Below are 23,887 nucleotides of genomic sequence, written 5' to 3' on the forward strand. Positions count from 1 at the left end.
GGAGGAAACCAATGATCCCCATCGGGGTCAATGGTTTCCGCTATTAGTCTGGCTTTATTGATTAGCTTGGTTAGCAACCCATTTTGGACGGTCTTTTTTAGTTTGATCTATACATAGAAGGGATGAATGAACGTGAAAAAAGTAAGACAGGGATGGAAGGTGGGCCGTCAGGTCTTGATGTGGATGCTGATGATCAGCTTAATCGTGTCTGCCGTGCCCATATTACCAGCGCAATCGGCAGCAGCAGCTGAACTGCCGATGCAGCAGACCAAAGTGACCATATCCAGCGGGTTCAAGGATGTGAGTCCGACGGACTGGTTCTATGATGCAGTCGTCCATGTGCAGGAGAAGGGCATATTCAGCGGAACGAACGCGAGTAGCTTCTCTCCTAAGGGAACCATGACACGTGCCATGTATGTGACGGCACTCGGACGGATGGCCGGAGTCGATGCGGGGGCGTACTCCACTTCGAGCTTTGCTGATGTACAGGCGGGCAGCTGGTATGCGCCATATGTCGAATGGGCGGTTAAGAAGGGAATTACCGATGGCACGGGGGATCGGAATTACTCGCCGGATGCTACTGTATCTCGAGAGCAAATGGCAACGATGACATTGCGATATTTTGAAAGCAAACAGATTCCATATCAGACCGAGAATCCGGTCACGACAGAGCCGGCCGATCTCGCGAATGTATCGCCTTGGGCGACTGATGCGGTCGTCAAGCTGTGGCAAGCTGGTGTGTTCACCGGAGACGCCGAGGGCAACTTCAATCCGCGTGCGCAAGCGACTCGCGCTGAAGCAGCAGTTCTCTTCATGCGCAACAACGCGGTTGTAGAGGCGTGGAAACAGCAGAATCCAACGCCAGTGACGCCAGCACCTGAACCAACGCCGACGGTGACACCAACACCGACATCGCCAGTGACATCAACGCCAACGCCAACGCCGTCACCGGGCGGTAATAACGGTGGCGGAACGCCTGGAGATAACGGTGGTAATCCGGGTACGGGTTCTACTGCGTATACGCTAACGTTTGAGAGCAACGGGGGCACGGCGATTGTTGCGCAGAAGGTGCGAAAAGGCCAGGTGCTAAACAACCTACCGGCTCCAACAAAAGAAGGGTATATATTCCAAGGGTGGTTTACAGATAGTGATTTTTCGCTCATCTTTGCAGAGGGTAGTAAGCTAACTGAGGATATGAAGTTGTATGCAAAGTATACGGATAGCATAGATAAAGCCGTACAGAGCACACCAAGCTATTCCGTGCTGGATGTGGCACCGGACTTCACAATTGCAGTAAACGATGCATCAGGCAACCTGACAGTATCCGAGGTCCAAGCGGGTATGACGTTCACAGACACGGCAAATCCCGACTTTGCTGGAGTTACCGTCACTGGCGGGAACGGGGCTTTCACGGTAGCGTCCGCAGCTGAAGACGGAAAATTCGTTGAAGGCAATACGTATCAACTGAAGTTGAATAGCGATAACCTGTCCTTCCAAGGTCAGGATGCGACGACGAGTATTTACGTTTTTAGTGTCGCTAAGCAAGAGGTTCTGGACATTCCGCTGAACCCTAACATGATCTACCTTCCATTTACGGATGTCACGGGCATGATATTGAATGGCGAAGCTGTGGGTTCACCAGCGATTTCGGTAGTTGCCACGACGGTGGGCGGTAGCGAAAATGCGCTTGCCGAGGCGAATGCGAGCAGTGGAACGTTCGTGTATTCCGGCAGCACCGTGATTCAAGTCGGCAATACAGTCGCCATCTATCAAGGGGTTCGCCCTGATCTGCGTACGTTAGCAACAACGGGTGAAGATGATGGCGATGTTGCCTATGTCCAGATCACAGAGGTAGACGGAAACACCTATACCTATGATCATGCAGATACCAAGCAAGTCTTGCTCAAGCCGGATGTTCTGCCGGTGAGTGTGGAAGCGGACACAGATGGAGATCCGAACAACAACTCCATCACAGTTGAGCATACCCAGATGAACTACAGCGACAGCCTGTATGAGCCTTTCGGCTTGGATGAGTTAACCACGGTGGATGTGGGTGATTTTATCGGTTTTTATGAAGGTGAATTTGCCCAAGAAGGTTCTAAAGTAACCGGTTATGGACGCATTACGTCGATTACGCCTGAGGCAGAGATGGACGTCATCAAATATACTGATGCCACGATTGAAGATATTGAGAATGTCTTCAACATCTATCAGAAGCAAGAGATTGACGGCGATGATCTGTTATCGGAAGAGCAGATCGCGGAGCTTGAAGCGCAAATTGAGAAGCAAGCGAGAGACAGCGGATTCGTCAATGAAGCTGCGGATTATCTGTCGGACATCGCCATGGAGACGAAGGAAATTCAGGAGATCAAGGCTCAGTCCTCCCTGGCGTCCGGTAAAGGGAGCCGGGTAAGTGTGGAGAATCTGACCGTTGTTGCTTCACTCGGCACGAGGCTGAAGAATATTGACGGCCGAACCTCAGGCGTAAGCGCTACATTACAAGTGGGTGCCGATATTGTTGTCAGTATCAATGAAGACAGCGATCTTGTCATCCATATGACAGGTACATTCGTTCAGGAGATGAGTCTGGATCTCGGTATTAATGGGGATATGCAAGGACATTGGTTGAAAAAGTGGGGAATTCCTTACTGGTACAGCATCGATGATTACGTAATTACGGCTAATCTGGATGCTTATAGCTATACCGGGATGAACATCACAGCAGAGATAGCTCTCGTCGAACACGATAAGCTAAACGATGCACTGAATGACTGGATGGGCGAGAAGAATTCTGGAAGGTTGGGAAAGGTTCAGAACATTGCGACACAGATTAAAGCGGTAATGGCGGGCGTGCAGGATACTGCCGTAGATGCCGAATCGTTGAAGGAAAAGTATCAAGAGATGTTGGAGCAAGACACGGAATGGGTTCCGTTAATCAAGAAGGAGCTCTTTGAAAAGAGCGTACGCGTGGCTTTAGGTATTGTGGAAGTCAAATTTGAAGCGGAGTTTGTGGTCAGCGCCCAGGTGAACCTGACGGTGGGGGCAGATTTCTACTATAAGATGGCCAAGCGTTACTCGGTTAGCTTGCGCGTATTGAGTTTTAGTGGTTCGAGCAATACGGTCAGCTTGCCGGGAGACGGAGATTACCAATTTACCTTCTATGTGATGGGGACGATCGGTTTACGAGCTGGTATTCATATGGAGGTCAAAGCGGGGATTGGAAGCGTCAAGTTGAATAGTATCGGGCTTGCTGTAGAACCTGGTGTGTATGTGAATCTGTGGGGCTACTTCTATTATCAATTGAAAAATATTAGCGGGGTGGAGAGTACGAAGTCTCTAGGCGCCCTCTTCGTTGAGATTGGCATCTATTTGGAGGTTGAACTCGGTGCTCAATTAGGAGATGGCGCACTCTCGGGCGGCGTGGAGCTGGTCGATGAAGAGTGGCCACTGTATACGATTGGAGAAGAACAGAACGTCTACGACTTTGCCTATCCTCAGGATAAGTCGCTCAAGGTGAACATGGCGGGTTCTGCGTCATCCATCGCTGTACCGGAGTTGTGGGTCACGATGAATACCTTTGATTTGAAGACAGGCGATACGGATGAACAGGCGTATGATCGCTTGAATTTCGATATTCAGGTGGACAATCCAAACTTCAAGTATGACGCAGCAAACGGGATGATTGAAGTGGTGGACAAGAACATTCAGGTGAGTGATGGCAATCTGGTTATCACCTGGAAGGGGTCGCCGGGGTCGTTCACGTCCGATCCGCTCAAGCGTACGATTCAGTTAAGCTGGCTTGCCAGAGTAGGTGACTACATCCTTCAGCTGGATCCGCAGAACGGCGGAGTGACCCAGGTTGTGGCGGCTCCGTATAACGCGCCTATTAGCGTGGTCACCCCAGTATATCTAGGATACACCTTTGACGGCTGGTATACGGCCGCTTCCGGCGGCACGAAAGTCACGATTCCGAGCCGAATGGCTGCGGAGGATCGGAAACTGTATGCGCACTGGATTGCGAACAAGAATACGCCGTATACCGTTGAGCATTATGTGCTAGACCCGAACAGCAGAACATTGGCTCCGCCTGTGGATACGGAGAATTTGACCGGAACAACGGACACGGAGATTCGCATCAGCTCCGACAGGTTTAAGGAGCAAGGATATTCGACAGGTACGGTAAGCGGCGTATTGATCAAGGGTGACGGCACAACGGTCGTCAGAGTGAATTACTCTCCGGCGAATCGTAAAATGACTTTCGCTGGGGGTTATGCCGGTGCGCCCCAAATCTCGGTAACAGAAGCCGTTGGCAAGAACATCGCTACTCGTATACCTGTGCCGACAAGGCAGGGATATACGTTTGCCGGTTGGTCGCCAGAAGTTCCAAGTGCGATGCCGATTGAGGATACTACGTATACAGCGAAGTGGACGGGGAGAGAGGGTACGCCTTATCAGGTCGTATACTTGCTGCAAAATATCGGAAGTGACACCTATACGGTTGCAGATACGGAATCGTATCGTGGAGTTACGGGTACTGAGGCGAATATGAAGGACGTCAAGCCGAGATCCTATGATGGCTTCGTGCGGGACGACAGCATTTCGGTACTGACGGATCTAATCACGAGCAACGGCAAAACGACGCTAAAGGTATATTATAAGCGTGATGTATACCAAATGACGGTGGATTATAACGGTTCTGGAGCAGCAAATAAAACGGATAATGTTCCTTTCGGAGCAACGATGCTGTTGCGTCTGGGCACTCCGACATGGCAGGGATATAGCTTTACGGGTTGGTCGCCAACGCCGCCGACCACGATGCCTGCCGAAGATGTCCATTTTACCGCTCAGTGGGCAATGAACGACTACACCGTAAATTTCGACAGTAATGGTGGGTCCGAAGAAGTGCCGGCTCAGACTGTAGGGTTTGGCGCTACGATTAGTACGCCGACTGAACCGACGAAAGATGGTTATGAATTCGGCGGTTGGTACAGTGATAACACGTTGACGAATGCTTACGACTTCGCTGCAGCAGTGACGGCGGATCTCACACTGTATGCGAAGTGGCTGATCCCTTACACGATAAGCTTTGAGAGCAATGAAGGGTCGGAAGTCGCAGCCCAGACAGTGAACGAAGGCGCCAAGGCGGTGGTCCCTACTGCTCCGACGCTGGAAGGCTATGTATTTAGCGGCTGGTACAGCGATAGCGAGCTAACGAACGCCTATGATTTCACGACTATGGTGGTAACGGGAGACCTCACGTTGTACGCGAAGTGGACGGTTTATGTAGCGAATACTTATACCGTAACTTTCGAGAGTAATGGCGGATCGGTAGTCACAGAACAGACTGTGAACGAAGGCGCTGTGGCTACTGCTCCTGGTGCTCCGACACTGGAAGGCTATGTATTTAGCGGCTGGTACAGCGACAGTGAAATGACGAGGTCTTATGGTTTCACGGAAGGTGTAACGGCGAATGTAATGCTGTACGCGAAGTGGACGAAGAACAGCTACACAGTGAGCTTCAACAGTAACAACGGATCGTCGGTGAGTAATCAGTCTGTAAGTGAGGGTGAAACGGCAACGATTCCTGAAGCGCCGACACGTGCAGGGCATGTATTTGAAGGCTGGTATAGCGATGCCGGTCTGAATGAATCTTACAGCTTCACGACACCTGTAATGAACAACCTCACATTGTATGCGAAATGGACGGCTATTTACACGGTCACCTTTAACAGTAACGGCGGATCACTGGTGGCTGACCAGAATATGCAAACCGGCGGTAATGCTACGGAGCCTGCCGTACCAACAAGGGATGGTTACACGTTCAACGGTTGGTACAGCGACGCTGGACTGAATGAAGCGTATAGCTTTACGACATCGGTGACGGGTAACCTCGTGCTGTACGCGAAGTGGACATTTAACAGCCGCACGGTAGACTTTGACAGTAACGGTGGGGCAGCAGTAGGTAGTCAGACGGTGGTTACTGGCAACAAAGCTGTGGCACCTGCTGCGCTGAAGTGGGCAGGGTATCGATTTGAAGGTTGGTACAGCGATCCTGATCTGGAGATCGTCTACGACTTCGGGACGCCGGTGACGGCAGACATCACCCTATATGCGAAGTGGACCATGACATCGTGGCTGCAAGTAGGTGATGAATTGGAATTGAATAGTAAGTCCAATGTCATCTTCGACAGTCAAGGGACTCCTTACGTGGCTTATATAAAGGACAATTACGAAGTATTTGTAATGCAATATAAGGGAGGCAAGTGGCAGTCCTTCGGCAATCAAAGCGATCTTGAAAAAGCGGGAGGATTAGGGAGCTCAGCTATATCGCTCGGAATAGACAGTAAGGACAAGCTTTATGTTGCTTATAAGAACAGCTCAGGTCAAGTAAGTTTTAAGAATTATAATGATGAACATAAGTGGTGGAGACCAGTATCTACTATCTCTGATTTCAGTTGGAATGATGGAAAGGCGAGCAGAAAAGTGGATAAAGTTAATGATAGTTTCTTCATTACCTTCGATAAGGATGATAATCCTTTTCTGATGTTTAGAGGTGTTTTGGTCGGTAATGCTGCGGAACCGTCAATGCTCATGTCATGGAGATATTATAGCGATAGGGGACGGATACAAGAAGCGAGAATACAGGCATTCGCAGGTCTAAGAGCCTTCCTCGCACCATTACCAAACAACGGCATGTATTTATTTGCTCCATTCAGGTCATCTAGTACCCCTGTGGCAACAGGATATAGTCTGGCAGATGGGTCATGGAAACAATTAGATCCTAAATTATATCCATATCAAATAACTCCGAATATGGATGCTGCATCCGCGCTTGATCCATCTGGTGTACCTTATATGATCTATCTCAGCAGTTCCAATGGTGTTGAAATGTGGAAATATCCGCACTCCACTCCATCAGAAGATACAGCATGGGAAAAGGTGAGCACTCCCGGATTCTCGGTGGGTTCATCTCAAGAAGTAAGCATGGATATGGCCTTTGACAGCGAAGGAACGCCTTACGTTGCTTATCGAGATGCAGCAAACGGCAACAGGGTGACTGTGATGAAATATGAGAATATGGACTGGAGACCCGTAGGATCTGCCGGATTCTCCGCTGGTGATGTTCTTCAGCTAGACATCACCATAGACAGCACCGATAACATCTATGTGAGTTATAAGGAACAAGGTAAAATGAACATGATGAAGTTTGATCCTAATTTCAAATAACCTTAATAGATCAGACTGGCAGAAGAGCCTACTCCCATCGGATTAGGCTTTTTTTGCATATATTCTATAATTCATTGTAATTCATGCAGCGTTTGTGTCTCAGGTACGTTATGCACACCCCATTTGCAGATTTCCTCCAGAATGGGCATTAAACTTTTGCCTCGGGGGGTTAAGGAATACTCCACTTTGGGCGGAGTCTGTTCATACTCCACTCGTTTGATCACACCTTCACGTTCCAAATCGTTCAGTTGAGAGGTTAATACCTTGTACGTGATCCCCGGGACACGCCTTTTGAGTTCGCCGTAGCGTGTGACCCCATGAAAGGCAAGTTGATACATGATCTTCATTTTCCACTTTCCGCCAATGATCGATAGGGTATAGTCGAATGGAGTTAGTGTTTCCACTGGGACTGTGCTCGCATTATCCATCACGAATAAGCTCCTTTATGCAGGTACGCACTTCAAAGTGCGTACTTTTTTTGTGGTGGACAAGTGTATATTCTTATACCAACTATATGTTTCCCATGGGGCTTTGTAAACCGAAGGAGCTGCTCAGGGACAGGGTAGAAAGGAGCGAGTTAATTGGCAAAAGACAATGCATTTGAGTTTGCAGCAGATGATATCACCCTCGAACAAATGTATAAATTGATGATTGGTTCCGTGGTGCCACGGCCCATTGCTTGGGTCTCTACGCGAAGTAAGGAGGGAGTGCTTAACCTTGCTCCTTTCAGTTTTTTTACCGTTGCTTCACGCTATCCGGCGACTTTGCTTATATCCATTGGACCGGGTGTAGGTGAGAGAATGGGCACGGTGAAGGATACGCTTGTGAATATTCGAGAGACGGGCGAGTTTGTTATTAATATGGTCCCGGCTTCACTGGTGGAGTCGATGCAACGATCATCTGCGGATGTGGCGTCGGGTGAGAATGAGTTTGAACTGGCGGGGGTTACACCCAAAGCAGGCATACGTGTAGATGTACCTTCCGTGCTCGAATCTCCGATTGCATTTGAACTTACACTGGATCGGATTATTGCGGTGGGTACAGATCATCTGGTTCTTGGAAAAGTAGAGCACGTAAGGGTCGATGCAGAGGCATATGCCGGTCATTATAAAATAGCCCTGGAGAGCTGGCAGCCACTAGCCAGTCTGGCTGGGAATTACGCTCTAATGAAACCTGCATTTTCAGTCTGAGATAGGGTTACGTAATCTCTATCTAAATGGCGCAGTAGAAAGAACCGCTTCTTCAGTTGTTACTCCTGAAAAAGCGGTCTTTCCCGAGATTTTAATTGAAGATGTAGGTGGCTAAGCCGAAATCCTCATCTCCAATTTTTGCTCTAGTAATTAGTCCGTCCAAATGTGGCATCACCCTTCACTGTTGCACTGCTGGATGCATTGACAGCATCCAACTGCAATACATAATCATAATGCCGGATATAATATCCGGGCTGACTGTAAGATTGAAGGGATACTTTGGTGCTGTCCGCCCAACCAGGGCTGCTTAGGAACGTAGCATCTCCCTTGTAGGCAGTGGTGTCGGCGTAGGCTTCAAGTACAATTTTGTTGCTGGCATTACGCTTCAGAAAGTAGCCTGGGAAGTTAATGGACTCCAGTGATATTCCCGTGGAGCTGGCAAGACCCGGTACGACGCGGAATTGTGAGTCCTGGGCAGGAGAGACGTTGGCATCCACGCGAGCGGTGTAATTGGCATGACGGATGTATCGATCCGGAACGTTGTGTGAATTGAACCGACTGTACCCCGTGGCTTCCGGTGTGGCAGGACCCAACATTTTGACCTCATGCAGGGTTGGGGTATACCAGTTCCCCGGATTATTCCACAAGACGGCGTTCACCATATTGATCCGTACATAACGGGCGGTGAAATGCACAGCATCCGTGGTGAAACCATAGGTCAGATTGTTGGTACGATCCACAGTGGAGTAATTGACACCATCGTTGCTAATCTCGATTTTGTATTTGTAATAGCCCTCAGAACCTTTATACATAAACCAGGACGTGTCGATCTCGGTAATCGTCTTCGGTGTACCGAAGTCCACTTGCCACCATGCGGGCCAACTATTGGAGGAAGCCACCCACGACGTCTGGTAGTTGCCGTCATTGACGTTGGATGCAGACGAACCGGAGGCTGTGGAGCTGGCGGTAGCTGTTTTGCCTTGTGCATGGTTGACGAGGGCAGGAGGTGTTACTACTCCTGTTGCTGCATCGATATTCCACGTTGTATACCATTCCAGTGATGCTGTTCCGTTCGAATCATTTAAGTTTAGCGGCAGCCAGATATGTTTGTGCTCCCCAAGGTTCATCGGATTCCAGCGATCCCCCATGTAGATGTAAGATGTGGTGTTGCTGCCTGTAATCGTGGCAATATCATGAATCTGCGAACCGAAGGCAGATGGATTGCCATATGGCGTAAGCGCAGTCCATGGTCCCGTCATGGAAGTTGCTGTAGCGTAAGCACCCTGATTTGGATACCAGCCAGCGGCTTGGGAGGTGAAGAGGTAGTAACGGTTTCCTTTTTTCACAACGGCGGGTGCTTCACGATAGGCATTCTCGAACAGCCAGCCCTCGAAGGATTGTATTCCGGTATAACTTGCATTCATTTTGAAAATCGCCATCGTATCATTGGCGCCGCCATTTTTACGTGATGCGGTAACCAGATAACCTGTGCCATCTGTATCAACAAAGACAGTCATATCACGGGATTCATAATTGAGTGGGCGGAAGCTGCCTTCATAAGTGAATTTTCCATTCGGGGTATTACTTGTTGCAACCGCTACACGCCCGAGGTTGTAGTCCGTACCGTTCTCATAGTGTGCCCAGAGCACATACTGATTGGTGTAGGCGTTATAGATGACTTTGGGGCGTTCGATCTTGCTGGAAGCCAGCTCGGTTGCGGAATCTTTCGTCAGGATGGCGTTGCTGAAAGTCCAGTTCTTCAGATCGGTGGAGGTGTAGACGTTCACACTGTCGAACTTGCCGCTCACCGCATGTTCACCGTACAGGTAATACGTCGAGCCTACCTGAAGAATATTGCCGCTGTTCGCATGGATGGGATTGCCCGCGGTGTCGAGCCAATCGGTGCCATTGTTTATCTTGACACTTGCTGCGCTTGTTCGTTCAGGATGAAGTCCAAACAGGGTGAACGTGAGTGCAAAGACCAGAAACCAGACCGCTTTCCTGTTACCCATTACATACACCTCCCGTAAGATATCGTTTTAAATATAGCGCTTTCATTTATATTTTAGTTGGACTAGACTCTTTTTCAAGTGAACAATTCAGCCATTGCTGAACAAACCTTCATCTCTTCGGGGTTGAGCGGTGAGAGCGGAGGAAATGTTTCAAAAAGTCATGTACGATGATGTGAAGAGGATCAGGTGCACACGTTAAAATGAAGATAGACTCATTTTAACAACATATCTGGAGGGGGAACCATCAGGGACAAGTTTATTGTAGGTGAAGAGCTTCAAGTGATATTGCACAATGAAGAAGATGGTATATTAGTGACATATATCGAAAAAGAGAGAAAAAAGGGATGGCAGACTTAGAAAAAGGTCCACGATCCCTGTTTGAATTCCTATTTATTTGAAGGTGTTTACCAATCTATTTGTGACCTTTGCGGACTTTGAGCTGCATCTTTTTGATCGTTGTATTCTGCATAAGCTCAAGTACGAGTGGGCCTTTGCCGTTCAGGATCTCCACATCCGTTACATTGTCCTGAATGGTAATGATCCCGATGTCATCAGCCGTAACGCCTTCAAGCTTGGCGATGGTACCGACAAAGTCAACGGCACGAAGTTTCTTCTTCTTGCCTCCGTTGAAGTTCAGCTTCATGATCTGTTGGTTCAACTGTTCACGCTTGTCCTTTTTACGTTCAGGCACAATCTTCAATCGCTTCTCGAAGTCTTCTCTTCGGCGATCCACAGCTTCTTCGGAAGGTGCTTTCATAACAGGGATTTCGAATCCAATATAGGATTCAATCTCCGCCAGACGTCTGCCATCTTTCGGTGTAATCAACGTGATGGCTTTACCTGTTTTGCCTGCGCGCCCCGTACGGCCTGTACGGTGAACATACCCCTCTTTTTCCAAAGGAATATCGTAGTTGATGACATGGGTAATATTCGTGATATCAATACCACGTGCGGCTACATCTGTCGCGATCAGATAACGGAATTGTCCCCGTCGGAATGCGTTCATCACTTCGATCCGCTCATCTTGCTCCATGCCGCCATGGATACGATCTGCTGGGTAGTCAAGGTCGGCCATAACCCGGAACAACTTATCGACATTCTCCTGCGTACGGCAGAACACGATGCAGCTATCTGGGTTTTCCGTAATGAACAAGTCCTGAAGCAACGCGGTTTTGTTTACCTCTGGCACGTGAATCACAGCATGTTCAATGGTTGCTGTTGTCAGTCCACTTGCTTTGATCTCGATCTCCACCGGTTTGTTCATATATTTACGTGACAGCTTGGCTACATCTTCAGGGAACGTCGCGGAGAACAACATCGTCACTCGCTCCTGCGGCAGTTTCTGAATGATCGCTTGTACCGTCTCGATAAAGCCCATATTCAGCATCTCATCGGCCTCGTCAATAACGAGATAGGCGATCCGTTCGAGTGGCAGTGTGCCACGTTCGATATGATCCAGTACCCGACCTGGCGTACCAACAGCCACATGAGTTCTTTGTTTTAACTCGGCTTTTTGAATATGAAAAGGGGACTGTCCGTATAGTGCGGTTGCTTTAATACGCTTAAAGCGACCGATATTCGTAATATCTTCGTTAACCTGCAAAGCCAGTTCCCGGGTTGGGGTAAGAATCAGAGCCTGAGGCTTATTCTCATTCCAATCCACCAGCTCACAGAGCGGAATGCCATAGGCGGCTGTTTTACCACTACCAGTCTGTGATTTGACCACAAGATCCTGATTCTCGAGTGCTACCGGAATAACTTTCGTTTGAACCTCGGTTGGTGTCTCATAGCCCAGACTGTCCAGTGCTTTTACGATCTCTTCACCAAGTCCATAATCTTTAAATTGTTGCTCGCTCATCGTTTACCTCTTTTGCGTTAGTTTTTGTACAATTATTGCACCGTACATTTATCGTATACCTCTTCATTATACTCTATATGCAGGCAGGCTAACGGAGTAAATGCATCAAGTGGTTAAATTGTTTCCATTCATTCCGATATTAGACGCAACCGCCCGTTGCTGTGCGTAGGTGTATCATAACGTTCCACGTGAAACGAAATGTATCGGCGTGTGCTTGGTGTTAATGAATGACCATTTTCACAGCCTTGGTTTGGGGAGGGTAAGATTGAGCAATAACTCCATTGATCCACACTTCCGCACTTCGACCAACGAGTGTCTCATCCAAAGAGACGGCGACAATCTCTCCTCCGACGATGAGTTCGGCGTCCTTGCTGAGCGAGATCCAGACTGGTCCTGGATCAACACCGCCATCTTCTTTATTCTCGATGAGTACCTGACCTCTTTCTTCCTCAAAATCCGTAATCATTCCTCGTACATGTGGTTTATCTTTCCCTTGTTCCTCGGATTGCTCTGCGCATCCAAGCGTTAGCAGAAGCAAGATTACCACTGGTAATAAGGATAACCTTTGTACAATGGACATCAGGTTGTTCACCTCTCATCCTTTTTAATACATCTATAATCATGGACGTTACCTGAGACGACGAAGTTCCTGTATATCAATAAAAAAAGAACCTAAATCATTCGATTCAGTCTGGAACTGGGATATGGAATATGTTAGCATATGGGTAACTTACAGAACGGAGGGATACGTGTGCTAAATTTTTCCCGATTGAGATAGTATGGCGAAACGTTTGTTTGCGCTTGCTGTTTTCTGCCTGTGTGCAGCTCATCGGGATTGGTTTGCCATTTTACACGTATGCCGCTAGTCGTGAAAGAATCACTTCTTGAAGTGGTTCTTTGATGTACTACTATTTTTTGTGAGCATTCAGGTATGCCAATATCCAAAATGAGCTGCACAGGCGAACATGTCTGTGTTTTTTATTTTATCCAGGAAAAGGGGAGTACCTGATATGACAAAACCGAACTTGAATGAGCATTTGGCAATTCAAAAGGAACTATTATCTTTAGCAAATCAGAATGGACTTCATATCGTTGCGGAATCCTTGGAGATGAACGAGTCGGGTATGGATTTTCGTGTAGCATTGGCTACGGATGAAGAAGGCCGCAGATGGGTTCTACGCCAGCCGCGACGCGAAGACGTATGGGAGCGAGCCGAGAATGAGCGCAAGGTGCTGGATGTGGTCCGAGGAAGTATACCCGCACAAGTACCAGATTGGCGGATCTGCACGCCGGAGTTGATCGCTTATCCTTTACTTGAGGGTGATCCGATCGCAGTTGTGGATCCCGCAGGGGGAGGGTATGTATGGCGATTCCCTCAGGAGAGCTTATCAGATACATTCCTGGATTCACTGGCTACGACTCTCGCCACGCTGCATAACATTGATCCACACGAGGCGAAGAAAGGTGGAGTGCGGATCAAGACACCTATGGAAGCTCGCAAAGAATTTGCGGCAAATATAGAGGAGGTTAAACAGAATTTTACGGTGCCAACCGAGTTAGTTGAACGCTGGACGGTATGGCTGTCTATGAATAGCTATTGGCCGCAGCACTCGGCGTTCATCCATGGTGATCTGCATCCGCCGCATATTATTGTTGATGATGCCCAGCGAGTAACTGGACTTATTGATTGGACGGAAGCGGAGATTGCAGATCCGGGTAAGGACTTTGTTATCTACTATGCACTCTTTCAGGAGGATGGGCTGCGTGAGCTTTTGAGTCGTTATGAGAAGGCAGGGGGAAGAACATGGCCCCAGATGCTGGAGCATATTCGGGAGCAGTGGGCAGCCTATCCTGCAATAGTTGCCAAGTTTGCACTAATTACGGGCAAGGAGTCGGACATGGAGATGGCAAGAGGCATGCTTGCAAACTGGGATGTAAAGAGAGGTTGAGCAGTAGAGGAACAGCAATCGCATAACCATTCGTTAACCTAACAAAGGGCGATTCCTTCCATGATATCCATGGGAGAATCGCCCTTCCTTTTTGTTAAGCGTGGTGCGTAACGATTGGTCTTATTTTAAAATACTCACATATTTCCCATATACAAAGGCTGCACGTCCATCCAGCTTCACTTTGACCCAGCCATACTTGTCTGTACTGATTACCTCAAGCAGGGTACCTTTTGGCACGGCAGCAACGACCTTGGCTTTGGATGAAGCGCCAGCACGTACGTTCAGGTATGTCGCAGTAACCTTGGCTTGTTTTCCTTTGTTGGCGGTACCCGGTTTACCAGTACTTGGTGTTGATGGTTTACCAGGTTTCGACGTGCCTGGAGTTGGTGTTGGTTTGGGTACTGTTGGTGTAGGCTTCTCAGGAGTAGGCGTAGTTGCTCCCTCGCCATTGCCAGCCGCTTTGCGAGCTTGGTTCAGCTGTTGATAGAACGCTCCCTTGGTTTTCACACCGGCGAACTGTGCTGCACTCACACCTGCTTTGGCAGATAGGGCATCAATCTCTTCCTGGGTCACGGCATCCAAAATGTTAATGGAGGCAATGTTGGTGTACTTGCCATCTTCTGTTGTTGGCACAGACATAATGCCATCGTTAACTAACTCCACCACATCTGCACGCTCTGGTGCAGTCAGGTTTACGCCAGTGATTTTCCAGTTGTGCTGAATCTTCGGTTCGTAGACACCTTTCATGACATCTTTCAAATAAGAGATGGACAGGTTGCGAATCGTACCTTGAATCTCACCAAATGCCGAGGCATCCTTGGAGGACCAGAGCTGCTTGAACTTACGCCCCTCCATGGCGCCGCCTTTGGCAATTAGCGCTTCCATTCGGTAGGCGTTCATACCGAGCTTCAACGTATCGTCTTCTTTTACGGCCTCACCGTTGCTGTACTTGAGGTTCGTAATTCGACTGCCATATGGCTTGGTCAGGTCAATCTCATACGTTACGCCGCCGAAGAAATCATCGGTACTGTATTTGGAAGCACGTCGTTTCGGATCAAAACTAATGGTCACATCACCCGGGCGTGTGGAGTTGAAATACCCCGCTGACCACTCCATATAATCCATCAGATCGCGTCCGGTTACTTCATATACGGTCACTTCACCGAAGGTGTATTGGTAGTTGAACGCAATATCCTTCTTCTTGATCGGGCCTACATCCAGCTTGGCCTTGTCATTATCAATCTGGTGCGCGACGACGTCGGCATCACTGTAATGCAACATCACTTCTGTGAAAAAGTCAGACAAAGGTGTTTCCTGGATCTGCACCGCAGGGATACCCTTAATCTCATCGGCAGGGACCAGGTTGGTTCCTTTCAGTTCAGCCACTTCGATATTGGCATCGGCACGAGCGAACTCATGGAACGGGTGCAGGGTCTCTTCCAGCGCAGGATCGGAGACTTCATATGTTCCGTCTGCTGCTTTTACAGCGAGTGCTTGAGCTTCCTTGCTTTTCAGCACAACTTTGTCGCCGTCTTTAGCAAATGTCAGATCGATTCGTGAAATATGTGAGCCATATTTATTCGGTTCGGAGATCAATACACCGTTAATCGTTTGGGATTCAATCAAGGTATGCATGTGTCCGGCAAAAATAGCAGCCAGCTCCGGGTTGGCATTGGCGATATCCGTCACTCCGGTTCCCGGATTTCCGTTCTCGTTATCCAATCCCATATGCATGAGTCCAACCATGACATCGACTTTGCCTTTCAGCTCAGCAATGGCCTTCTTGGTCTCTTCCACAGGATCTTTGACGATGATACCGTCCAGGTGATCCGTACCTTTCTCAAACTCGGTAATCATAGGTGTGTTCATTCCGATGACTCCCACTTTGATGCCGTCTTTCTCGATAATCGTATAGGCAGGCATGTAGCGGTCGCCGTTTTCTTTGAAAATGTTACCCACGAGAGGCTGTCCATTGAATTGGGAAGAGATTTTCTCCAGGACGTCCAGCCCGAAGTTAAACTCATGGTTACCCATAACCCATGCGTCATATTTCATTTCGTTCATTGCAACCATCATGGGAGATTGGGGTTGATCGTTAAACAACTCAGCCGAGTTATCCTGAATCATGTCTCCTGCGTCCAGCAGGATCGTATTGGGATTCTCTGCACGGACTTTTTTCACGATAGTGTAGAGTTGTGTCATACTTCCGGTTGGGTTTGGACCGTCCAGAGCATAGTCCCACGGCATGAATCGACCATGAATATCCGATGTACCCAGCAATGTAATCTTGGTTTCCTGATCTGCCTCAGCAGCCTGAGTTGGTGTGGTAGCAAAAGGGGCAAACAAAATGGAGGCACATAAGAGGAACGATAAAGGCCATCCGGCGAAACGTTTCGTTGAAATTTTGCGCATGTTGTAATCTCCCTTGTTATCTAGTGTATGTAAAGATATGTATCATTTCATACTAGATAAACATGTGGTAAATGTAAACTCCAATGTAAGAGTCATGTTGGATTTAAGAGGGTGAATCTATAAATATAGCTGACTATTAATTTACGATTTTTGAAAATAGTATAATTTGCAGGTGTTAAAAGCCAAAATTATCCAGTAAAATGATGTTTGTAAGCGCTTAACAATTCTAAATAATGATTAAGGAGGAATTTCATTGTTCAAGTCCAAGTGGTTCAAGACGGTTGGTTCACTAGCGTTGGTAGGCGTTCTCGCTGCTTCGGTTGCAGTTGGTAGTGTGAGTGCTGGTTTGGCAAAAGGCAGCAAATTTTTAGGCAATATTATCGCTAGCCAGGTTCCTTCGAATTTTAGCCCGTATTGGAATCAGGTAACTCCAGAGAACTCCACCAAGTGGGATGCTGTGGAAGGTACACGCAACGTGATGAACTGGGGTCAGGCAGATATGGCCTACAACTATGCGGTCAACAATAATTTTCCGTTCAAATTCCATACCCTCGTATGGGGAAGTCAGCAGCCGAATTGGATTAACAGTCTCTCCGCCGCTGATCAGAAGGCTGAAGTGACACAATGGATTAACGCCGCAGGACAGCGGTATCCAAAGGCAGCATTTGTAGATGTCGTCAATGAGCCGCTGCATGCCAAGCCTTCTTATCGCAACGCAATCGGTGGGGATGGAGCAACAGGTTGGGATTGGGTCATCTGGTCATTCCAGCAGGCGAGACAAGCCTTCCCGAACGCCAAATTGTTGATCAATGAATACGGAATTATCGGTGATCCGGCCAAAGCGGACCAATATATTCAGATCATCAACCTTTTGAAAAACAGAGGTCTGGTGGATGGTATTGGTATCCAAGCACATTACTTTAATATGGACAACGTCTCTGTGAACACGATGAACACGGTACTGAACAAGCTTGCAGCGACGGGGCTGCCAGTCTATGTATCCGAGCTGGATATGACAGGCGATGATAATACGCAATTGCAGCGGTATCAACAAAAATTCCCTGTGCTTTGGAAGCATTCTGCCGTTAAAGGTATAACACTGTGGGGTTACAACCAGAATCAAACATGGGTGAGTGGTTCCCATCTGGTCAATAGCAACGGTACAGAGCGTCCAGCTCTGCAATGGTTGAGAAATTATCTGGCGAATAATCCATAAGCGTGCATTTTGACGAGTCTGAGTTTCCCTTGTGAAATTCGTTATTATATAACACCAAATAGCGCCTGTTCCACATGTTAAGCATGGGAATATGGCGCTATTGGTGTTAAGCAACCGAGCGAGAGGAGAAGCATTTGATTTTAATCCCTATCAATACAAAAGCGATCAGTGCAAATATCATCCCACTCCAGATCAATTGATGTATTCCGAAGTTCGCAATGAACCATCCGCCGATGGCAGTACCTAGTGTAATGCCAAGGTTAGAAAAGGATACATACAAGCTGTTGCCGAATTCAGGCGCATCCTGCGCTTCAGCGGTTAACCAGGTTTGGCTTACAATTAATCCTCCTGAATGTACAGATGCCCAGATAATGACTACCATCATCATCCACATGAAGTGGGGACCGGCCCAATAGACGAGTGCGTAAGCTACTACATACAGCAGGGGGAACATGAGGACAGTATGGATCACACTCTTCCGCAGAAACTGTCCAAACCCCAAATTTCCAATGATCATGACAACACCGAAGACGGTAAGCATGACACTAATCCATGATCCGCTCATTCGGGTGACCTGCCCCAGATACTCGGCGAAATAGCTGTATACAGAGAACATGGCGGCGAATATAAAAATGACTGCGGCAACATTCAGCCATAATTCAGGTTTGCGCAGAATACCGAGCTGCTTGCCATAGGACATCTTTTCCTTCACGGGAATCGAGGGTAGCCAGATCCATATGCCGATCAAAGCGACTAGACTGACCATCGCACCAAATAGAAAGGCGATTTCGAGGGATAGGCGTTCAGCAAGATACGATGTCAGCGGCACACCAAAGGCAAAGCCCGCGGTAACTCCGGTAAATACTTTGGCAACCGCCTGGCTGCTCTTCTCTGCGGGAACAAGTTGGGCACTTGTGACCAGAGCTACGGAAAAGAAGACGGGATGAAATAACGCGGGTATGATACGGAAGATCAGCATGGTATCGAATGTTGTGGCGTAGGCATATACGACGTTCGAAATGGCAAACATCAGCACAGCAGCTACAAGGATAATTTTGCGATTAATCCCGGATGCCAGCAAGGTGAGAAAGGGACCCGCAATAGCTACGACCAGCGCAAATATACTGACCAGCCAACCTGCCTGTGCAGCCGTGATGTTAAATTTGTGCGCAACCTGAGGCAACACCCCCACAATCCCCATTTCTGTTGTGATGATTCCGAATACACCCAGTGCCAGAATCAGGATAAGGAGCGGATTGACCTGTTGTGATTTCATGTAAAGCGGACCTCCAATGAATTTAAATATACAGAAAAATAGATATATTGCTCTAAAATGATCCTGCCTTGCCTCCTATCATGTAATGGACATGGAAGTAAGTTCTCTGGATTACATTATATCTAGATTTATAGATTTGTAAATATAAAACATGAAATGAGTAACCGCAAGATCTTCCATAAATTGTATTATACCAAACTAATAATAGTGACAATACACATAGTCTTGCGCATGAAAAATAGCGTCAGCTCAAGGGATTCTCGAGTCTGACGCTATGGATGTCTGCACTTTAACGATCTGTAGAGTTTGTTACTTCAGTTGAATTACCATGCTGTTGAATGAATCGCCCTCCAGCTCCATGTAGAGGGTCTGACCTTCTTCAAGGGTTAGATAGAGGTCGCGACGGTCCTGGAATGGATTGTTGATGACAATGACGAGACTGTTATCCGGGTTGCGGAAAGCCACAGATTTACCGCTCCAGGCCCCAGACAGGCCGACTCTTCGAGCACCAGGGACAATATGATGTGCAAAATGTTTCATCACATAATACTCGGGGTTCCGAGTAACTACTCTCGTGTCTGGATCTACCGTGATCATGGAGTTCTGCTCCCAGCCCCATGTGCTACGGCCTTTGGGTTCCAGAACCATATTCCAGTAGATATAGGCGTTCACGCCGTTGCTGAAGTAATGCTGGTAGAGATTATATACATATTTGGCATAGTTCCATGAGTTGTTGCCATCACCGCATTCGTTCTCGGTCTGCATGTAACGCAGCTCCGGATAACTTGCCGCGGTACGTTGAATGGCATTTTTGCCAGCCCATTGATACCCAACACCCTTGATATAGGAATAGGCCTTTGGATCACTCAGGACAAGTCCGGCGTACTCATCGAAGTCATTTGTTTTTTTCTTGATCAATTCTTCCCATGGATCAGGGGCGTTGATCGTCCCCAGCCAGATTTCCGTATCCAGACCGTGTTTGTCAAAAGCCGGGCCCAGATAATCGGCGATAAACTCCCGAAGCTGCTCGCCTGTCCACATGCAAGAAGGGAATTTCTGATCTGCAATCACTTCGTTCTGTACATGCACCTGATGAATTGTAATGCCTGCATCACGGTAAGCCTGTACAAATTTTACGAAATACAGGGCGTAGGCCTCCAGAATATCTTTCTCCCAACGAAGCGTGCCATAGTTATAGGCTTTGGGCGACTTCATCCACGTTGGCGGACTCCATGGCGAGGCGAAGAATTGCAGGTTCGGGTTATACGTCAGAGCTTCCTTGATGTAAGGAATCAGATATTTGAAATCACGTTCGATCGAAAAATGTTCCATGGCCACGTCGCCGTCCACCTCGTTGTGGCTATACCACTGCTCTGCATAATCACTTGCGCCAATCGGCAGGCGACAGATGTTGAACTTGTGCTCACCCTCCGGATGGAAGAGAGAATGAAATACTTCATGGCGCTGCTCCTCATTCAAGTGGGACAGAGACATGTAACCAAGCTCGTTGAAACATCCGCCAAACCCTTCCACAAGCTGGTGCTCTTCACCTGTGAGTTTTAAGTTAGCGCTTTCATTTGTCGATGCATAAGATAACTCTTTCCATGGGTCACCTTGGGTTGTGGAATAACCAGAGAACGTCAATGTCATATGAATTTCCCCCTCGCTTGGACTTAAGCTGTCCTATATATTACGTTCAGTATAACAACTCCCGAAGCAAAAGAAGATAGGCTAAACCGTGTAGAATTTGCCCTAATCCAAGATAGAGCAATACAAATTCATGTCCGCACAGACAGAAGGTATGCTGTATTTGCTTGGGACTGGCGATGTCCGTATACCATTATCCAATGTTGTAGCAATACTGTCATGGCATAACAAAGATCCCCGCTGATTGTTCAGACGGGGACTTCGCTGGGTTTCTCTTATGGCTGAAATTGAACGTGAGACACAACTTAAGGCTGCACACTCTCACCAAGCTGTTTATTTTCAAAAATCAGAGTCGTTTTGCTGCTTCCGATATACGCAACCGTCGTATTAAATTGCTCTGAGATGAAGCGTACCGGAACAAAAGCTTTACCATTTCTCATCAACAGAGGGGCATCATTGATTGCAAGTGCATCGTTCACGACAACCTGCTTGTTGCCCACGCTCCAGCGGATCGTCTTGTCATTCTGTGTGATCACCGCTTCCCGTGTGCCGCTGTTCCAGTTCACTTTGGCATTCAACTGCTCCGAGACAAAGCGCAGAGGCACATAGGTCCGGCCTTTATCAATAAAAGGCGCAGCATCCAGTGCATAAGCGCGATCGCCAACATAGGCGGTAGTAGACCCTTCAATCAGACGCTGGAAGCTGCCCTGCGGCGTTCTTTTCTGCTCCCGCACATTCATCCGGTTCAGAAGCTGCATCGTCTGACTGCCACTTGCGACATCCAGATAGTTGTTCTGCACCGTAAGTCCCGCAGGTTCAACCTCTGAGACAGAGGTCTGGATACCAGAGGATAACGAGGTGGACGCTGAGATATCCTGTATGGCATTCGCTGCTGACTGATCACGGGTAAACGTAAAACCTGCGATCGGTGTCAGATCCCACACCCGGTTATTGGATAACTTTAATACGTCCAGGCTGGATAGTTGCCGAAGAGGTTCCAGATCATAGATCTGATTGGATTCTGCATTCAGCTCCTTCAGCCCAGTCAGTCCCTCAATCCCCTTGAGGTGTTGTACTTCGTTACCAGAGAAATCAAGTGTCCGAAGCCGTGTCATGTGCTCCAGTGGTGTCAGATCCGTGATTTGATTGCCTGCCACATTCAGATTCCGCAGCGTATTTGGCAGTTTAGCAAGGACTTCCAGCGACTGGATCTGGTTGTTTGCTACATTGAGTTGTTGAAGCCGGGGTTTACCCATGAGTGGTGTCAGATCGCTAATGGAATTGTTTGAAATCTCAAGCCACTTCAGTGCATCCGCATCCGAGAGGGCCGTAAGACTGTTAATCTGGTTACCGCTGGCGTGGAACGTATGTAATCGGTTGAACCCACGTACAACCTCTATGGATGAAATGGAATTGTTGCTGATATATAGCCGTCCCAAGTCTTTCAATTCAGCCAGTGCTTGTATGGATGTAATGTAATTATTGCGAACATCGATCTCGCGAAGCTGGGTTAGGTGCTCCAGCGGTGTGAGATCCTCAATCTCATTCCCATATAAACGGAGGTGAGTCAGATTGGTGGCATATTCCAGACCGGACAGGCTTTGAATACCTGCATTGCTCAGATCAACCACCTCGAGCTGCTCCAGATCAGATGAAGTCAGTGGAACATCCAAAGGTTTGTTCAGGATGAGCTTCAGTCCGTCCTCAAGCAGGGGATCTTCAATGATTCCTTCGCCTAAGTCTGAAGTCGTGTAAGCCATGGCTTGCCCCGATGCCCCGAGACTCAGGATGAATACTAGAAATAGTAGCGTCATTCTTCTCATTGCATGCATTCCCTCCGATTTTTAGAATTATATAATCATACGAACAGATTGAGTTAGATAAGTATCATATTTACACGATAACGGAAGGTTGTTCTGCCCAAAAGCACATCTATAGTTATTAACCCATCAACAGGAAAAAGGAACAAGAAATTTCATAAGGGATATTCCTATACTTCTATTCTATATGAAACAAACCCTGCCCTGCACTCTTCATAGACATGTTTATCAAAAAAAATAGAACATCTCTCGCGGGAACCTATTCAATCTACCCTTGAAACGGGTAAAGATGAAGTAAGATGCCAATTTGGAGGGGAAGATGTGAGTATGCGCCAAGCCATGATCATAAGCAATCCGTCGTCAGGTAAGGAAGAGGCCGAGCAGTATGTATCCCAAGTCAGAGAAATTCTGGAGTCACAGCAGTATGAGATGGTTGTTAACGAGACGGCCGGGGAAGGGGATGCGACGGACTATTGCCTGAATGCCTGCAAGGACGGCTGTGATCTGGTCATTTCCATCGGAGGCGATGGTACACTGCATGAGACGATTAATGGCATGATGGATCAGGAACACCGTCCTAGACTGGGCGTTGTACCGCTGGGTACAGTGAATGATTTTGCGCGTGCGCTGAATATCTCGCTTAACCCGGAGGAAGCCATTCGGCAGTTGAGTTCGGATCACACCCATATCGTGGATATCGGGAAAATCAATGATCGGCTGTTTGCCAACGTAGTGGCGGCAGGTTCTTTGGCAGAAGCTTTATTCTCCGTGTCCTCGGAAGAGAAGTCGAAGCTGGGTTCATTCGCGTATCTAAAGGAAGGCTTGAAAGACCTGGTGAATACCCCAGCCAATCATCTGACCATTGAATATGACGGCCAGATCTGGGAGGGAGAATCTCCTCTTTTTCTGGCGGCGCTGACCAATTCGGTTGGAGGATTCCAGAAGTTGTCCCCGGATGCTGAGGTGGATGATGGTCTGATACATTGTTTTGTTGTTCGCAACATCAGTGTGTTTAACAGCCTGACATTAGGTACTTCCCTGTTCTTTGGTAATCTGAAAGACCATAAGGATGTGGACTATTTTACCGCCAAAGAGGTTCATGTTCGCTCAGACGAAGCCATTCGCACAAATGTGGATGGTGAGGAAGGTCCTGCCTTGCCTATTCACATCCGTGTCCTGCCAAGACATATTGAGGTTATCATACCGGAGGAAGTATAACTTATTCTTCTGTAATGATAGGCTGGAATTAAGAACCTATCATTTCGCCATATGAATGTAGG

Annotated in this window: 13 protein-coding genes; 5 read left to right on the top strand and 8 right to left on the bottom strand. The window is 47.9% G+C overall.

What is annotated here, in order from left to right:
• The first annotated feature begins 132 nt into the window (after positions 1-132).
• Positions 133-7,227, top strand: a complete 7,095-nt coding sequence (locus ACE3K2_RS24825) for an InlB B-repeat-containing protein (RefSeq protein ID WP_421896293.1) — start codon at positions 133-135, stop codon at positions 7,225-7,227.
• 71 nt (positions 7,228-7,298) lie between these two features.
• Here ACE3K2_RS24825 and ACE3K2_RS24830 read toward each other — a convergent pair whose 3' ends face one another.
• Complete coding sequence (locus ACE3K2_RS24830) at positions 7,299-7,655, bottom strand: winged helix-turn-helix transcriptional regulator (RefSeq protein WP_421896844.1); 357 nt, start codon at positions 7,653-7,655, stop codon at positions 7,299-7,301.
• A 153-nt stretch (positions 7,656-7,808) separates the two neighbouring features.
• On the opposite strand from ACE3K2_RS24830, the gene ACE3K2_RS24835 reads away from it, so the two are divergent.
• Positions 7,809-8,417 carry a flavin reductase family protein gene (locus ACE3K2_RS24835; protein WP_421896296.1) on the top strand — a complete coding sequence of 203 codons (609 nt, stop codon included), beginning with the start codon at positions 7,809-7,811 and terminating at the stop codon, positions 8,415-8,417.
• Positions 8,418-8,560: 143 nt separating this feature from the next.
• Here the strand turns inward: ACE3K2_RS24835 and ACE3K2_RS24840 are convergent, their stop codons facing one another.
• The 3 genes from ACE3K2_RS24840 to ACE3K2_RS24850 form a co-directional block, all read right to left on the bottom strand.
• Positions 8,561-10,429, bottom strand: a complete 1,869-nt coding sequence (locus tag ACE3K2_RS24840) for an AbfB domain-containing protein (RefSeq protein ID WP_421896299.1) — start codon at positions 10,427-10,429, stop codon at positions 8,561-8,563.
• 412 nt (positions 10,430-10,841) lie between these two features.
• Complete coding sequence (locus ACE3K2_RS24845; protein ID WP_421896302.1) at positions 10,842-12,287, bottom strand: DEAD/DEAH box helicase; 1,446 nt, start codon at positions 12,285-12,287, stop codon at positions 10,842-10,844.
• 220 nt (positions 12,288-12,507) lie between these two features.
• The gene (locus tag ACE3K2_RS24850) at positions 12,508-12,867 is read right to left on the bottom strand and encodes a hypothetical protein (protein WP_421896305.1); all 360 of its coding nucleotides are present in this window, start codon (positions 12,865-12,867) and stop codon (positions 12,508-12,510) included.
• Positions 12,868-13,297: 430 nt separating this feature from the next.
• On the opposite strand from ACE3K2_RS24850, the gene ACE3K2_RS24855 reads away from it, so the two are divergent.
• Positions 13,298-14,236, top strand: coding sequence for a macrolide 2'-phosphotransferase (locus ACE3K2_RS24855; RefSeq protein WP_421896308.1), 939 nt, complete (start codon positions 13,298-13,300; stop codon positions 14,234-14,236).
• 120 nt (positions 14,237-14,356) lie between these two features.
• Here the strand turns inward: ACE3K2_RS24855 and ACE3K2_RS24860 are convergent, their stop codons facing one another.
• Positions 14,357-16,648, bottom strand: a complete 2,292-nt coding sequence (locus ACE3K2_RS24860; protein WP_421896311.1) for a 5'-nucleotidase C-terminal domain-containing protein — start codon at positions 16,646-16,648, stop codon at positions 14,357-14,359.
• Between the two features lie 253 nt (positions 16,649-16,901).
• Between ACE3K2_RS24860 and ACE3K2_RS24865 the strand changes: the two genes are divergently transcribed.
• Positions 16,902-17,864: an endo-1,4-beta-xylanase gene (locus ACE3K2_RS24865; RefSeq protein WP_421896314.1), complete on the top strand. Its 963-nt coding sequence runs from the start codon at positions 16,902-16,904 to the stop codon at positions 17,862-17,864.
• Between the two features lie 106 nt (positions 17,865-17,970).
• On the opposite strand, the gene ACE3K2_RS24870 is transcribed toward ACE3K2_RS24865, so the two are convergent.
• From ACE3K2_RS24870 to ACE3K2_RS24880, 3 genes are all read right to left on the bottom strand, one after another.
• A complete protein-coding gene (locus ACE3K2_RS24870) occupies positions 17,971-19,140 on the bottom strand; it encodes an MFS transporter (RefSeq protein WP_421896317.1) in 1,170 nt (389 codons plus the stop codon).
• Positions 19,141-19,449: 309 nt separating this feature from the next.
• Entirely contained in the window at positions 19,450-20,790 is a 1,341-nt protein-coding gene (locus tag ACE3K2_RS24875) for a glycoside hydrolase family 30 protein (RefSeq protein WP_421896320.1), read from the bottom strand.
• A gap of 302 nt (positions 20,791-21,092) precedes the next feature.
• A complete protein-coding gene (locus ACE3K2_RS24880; RefSeq protein ID WP_421896323.1) occupies positions 21,093-22,610 on the bottom strand; it encodes a leucine-rich repeat domain-containing protein in 1,518 nt (505 codons plus the stop codon).
• Between the two features lie 324 nt (positions 22,611-22,934).
• On the opposite strand from ACE3K2_RS24880, the gene ACE3K2_RS24885 reads away from it, so the two are divergent.
• Positions 22,935-23,825 (top strand): diacylglycerol/lipid kinase family protein, encoded by an 891-nt coding sequence (locus tag ACE3K2_RS24885; protein WP_421896847.1) that lies wholly within the window; start codon positions 22,935-22,937, stop codon positions 23,823-23,825.
• Positions 23,826-23,887: the final 62 nt, after the last annotated feature.

Origin of the sequence: Paenibacillus sp., from assembly GCF_048976745.1 — a bacterium.
Lineage (GTDB): Bacteria > Bacillota > Bacilli > Paenibacillales > Paenibacillaceae > Paenibacillus.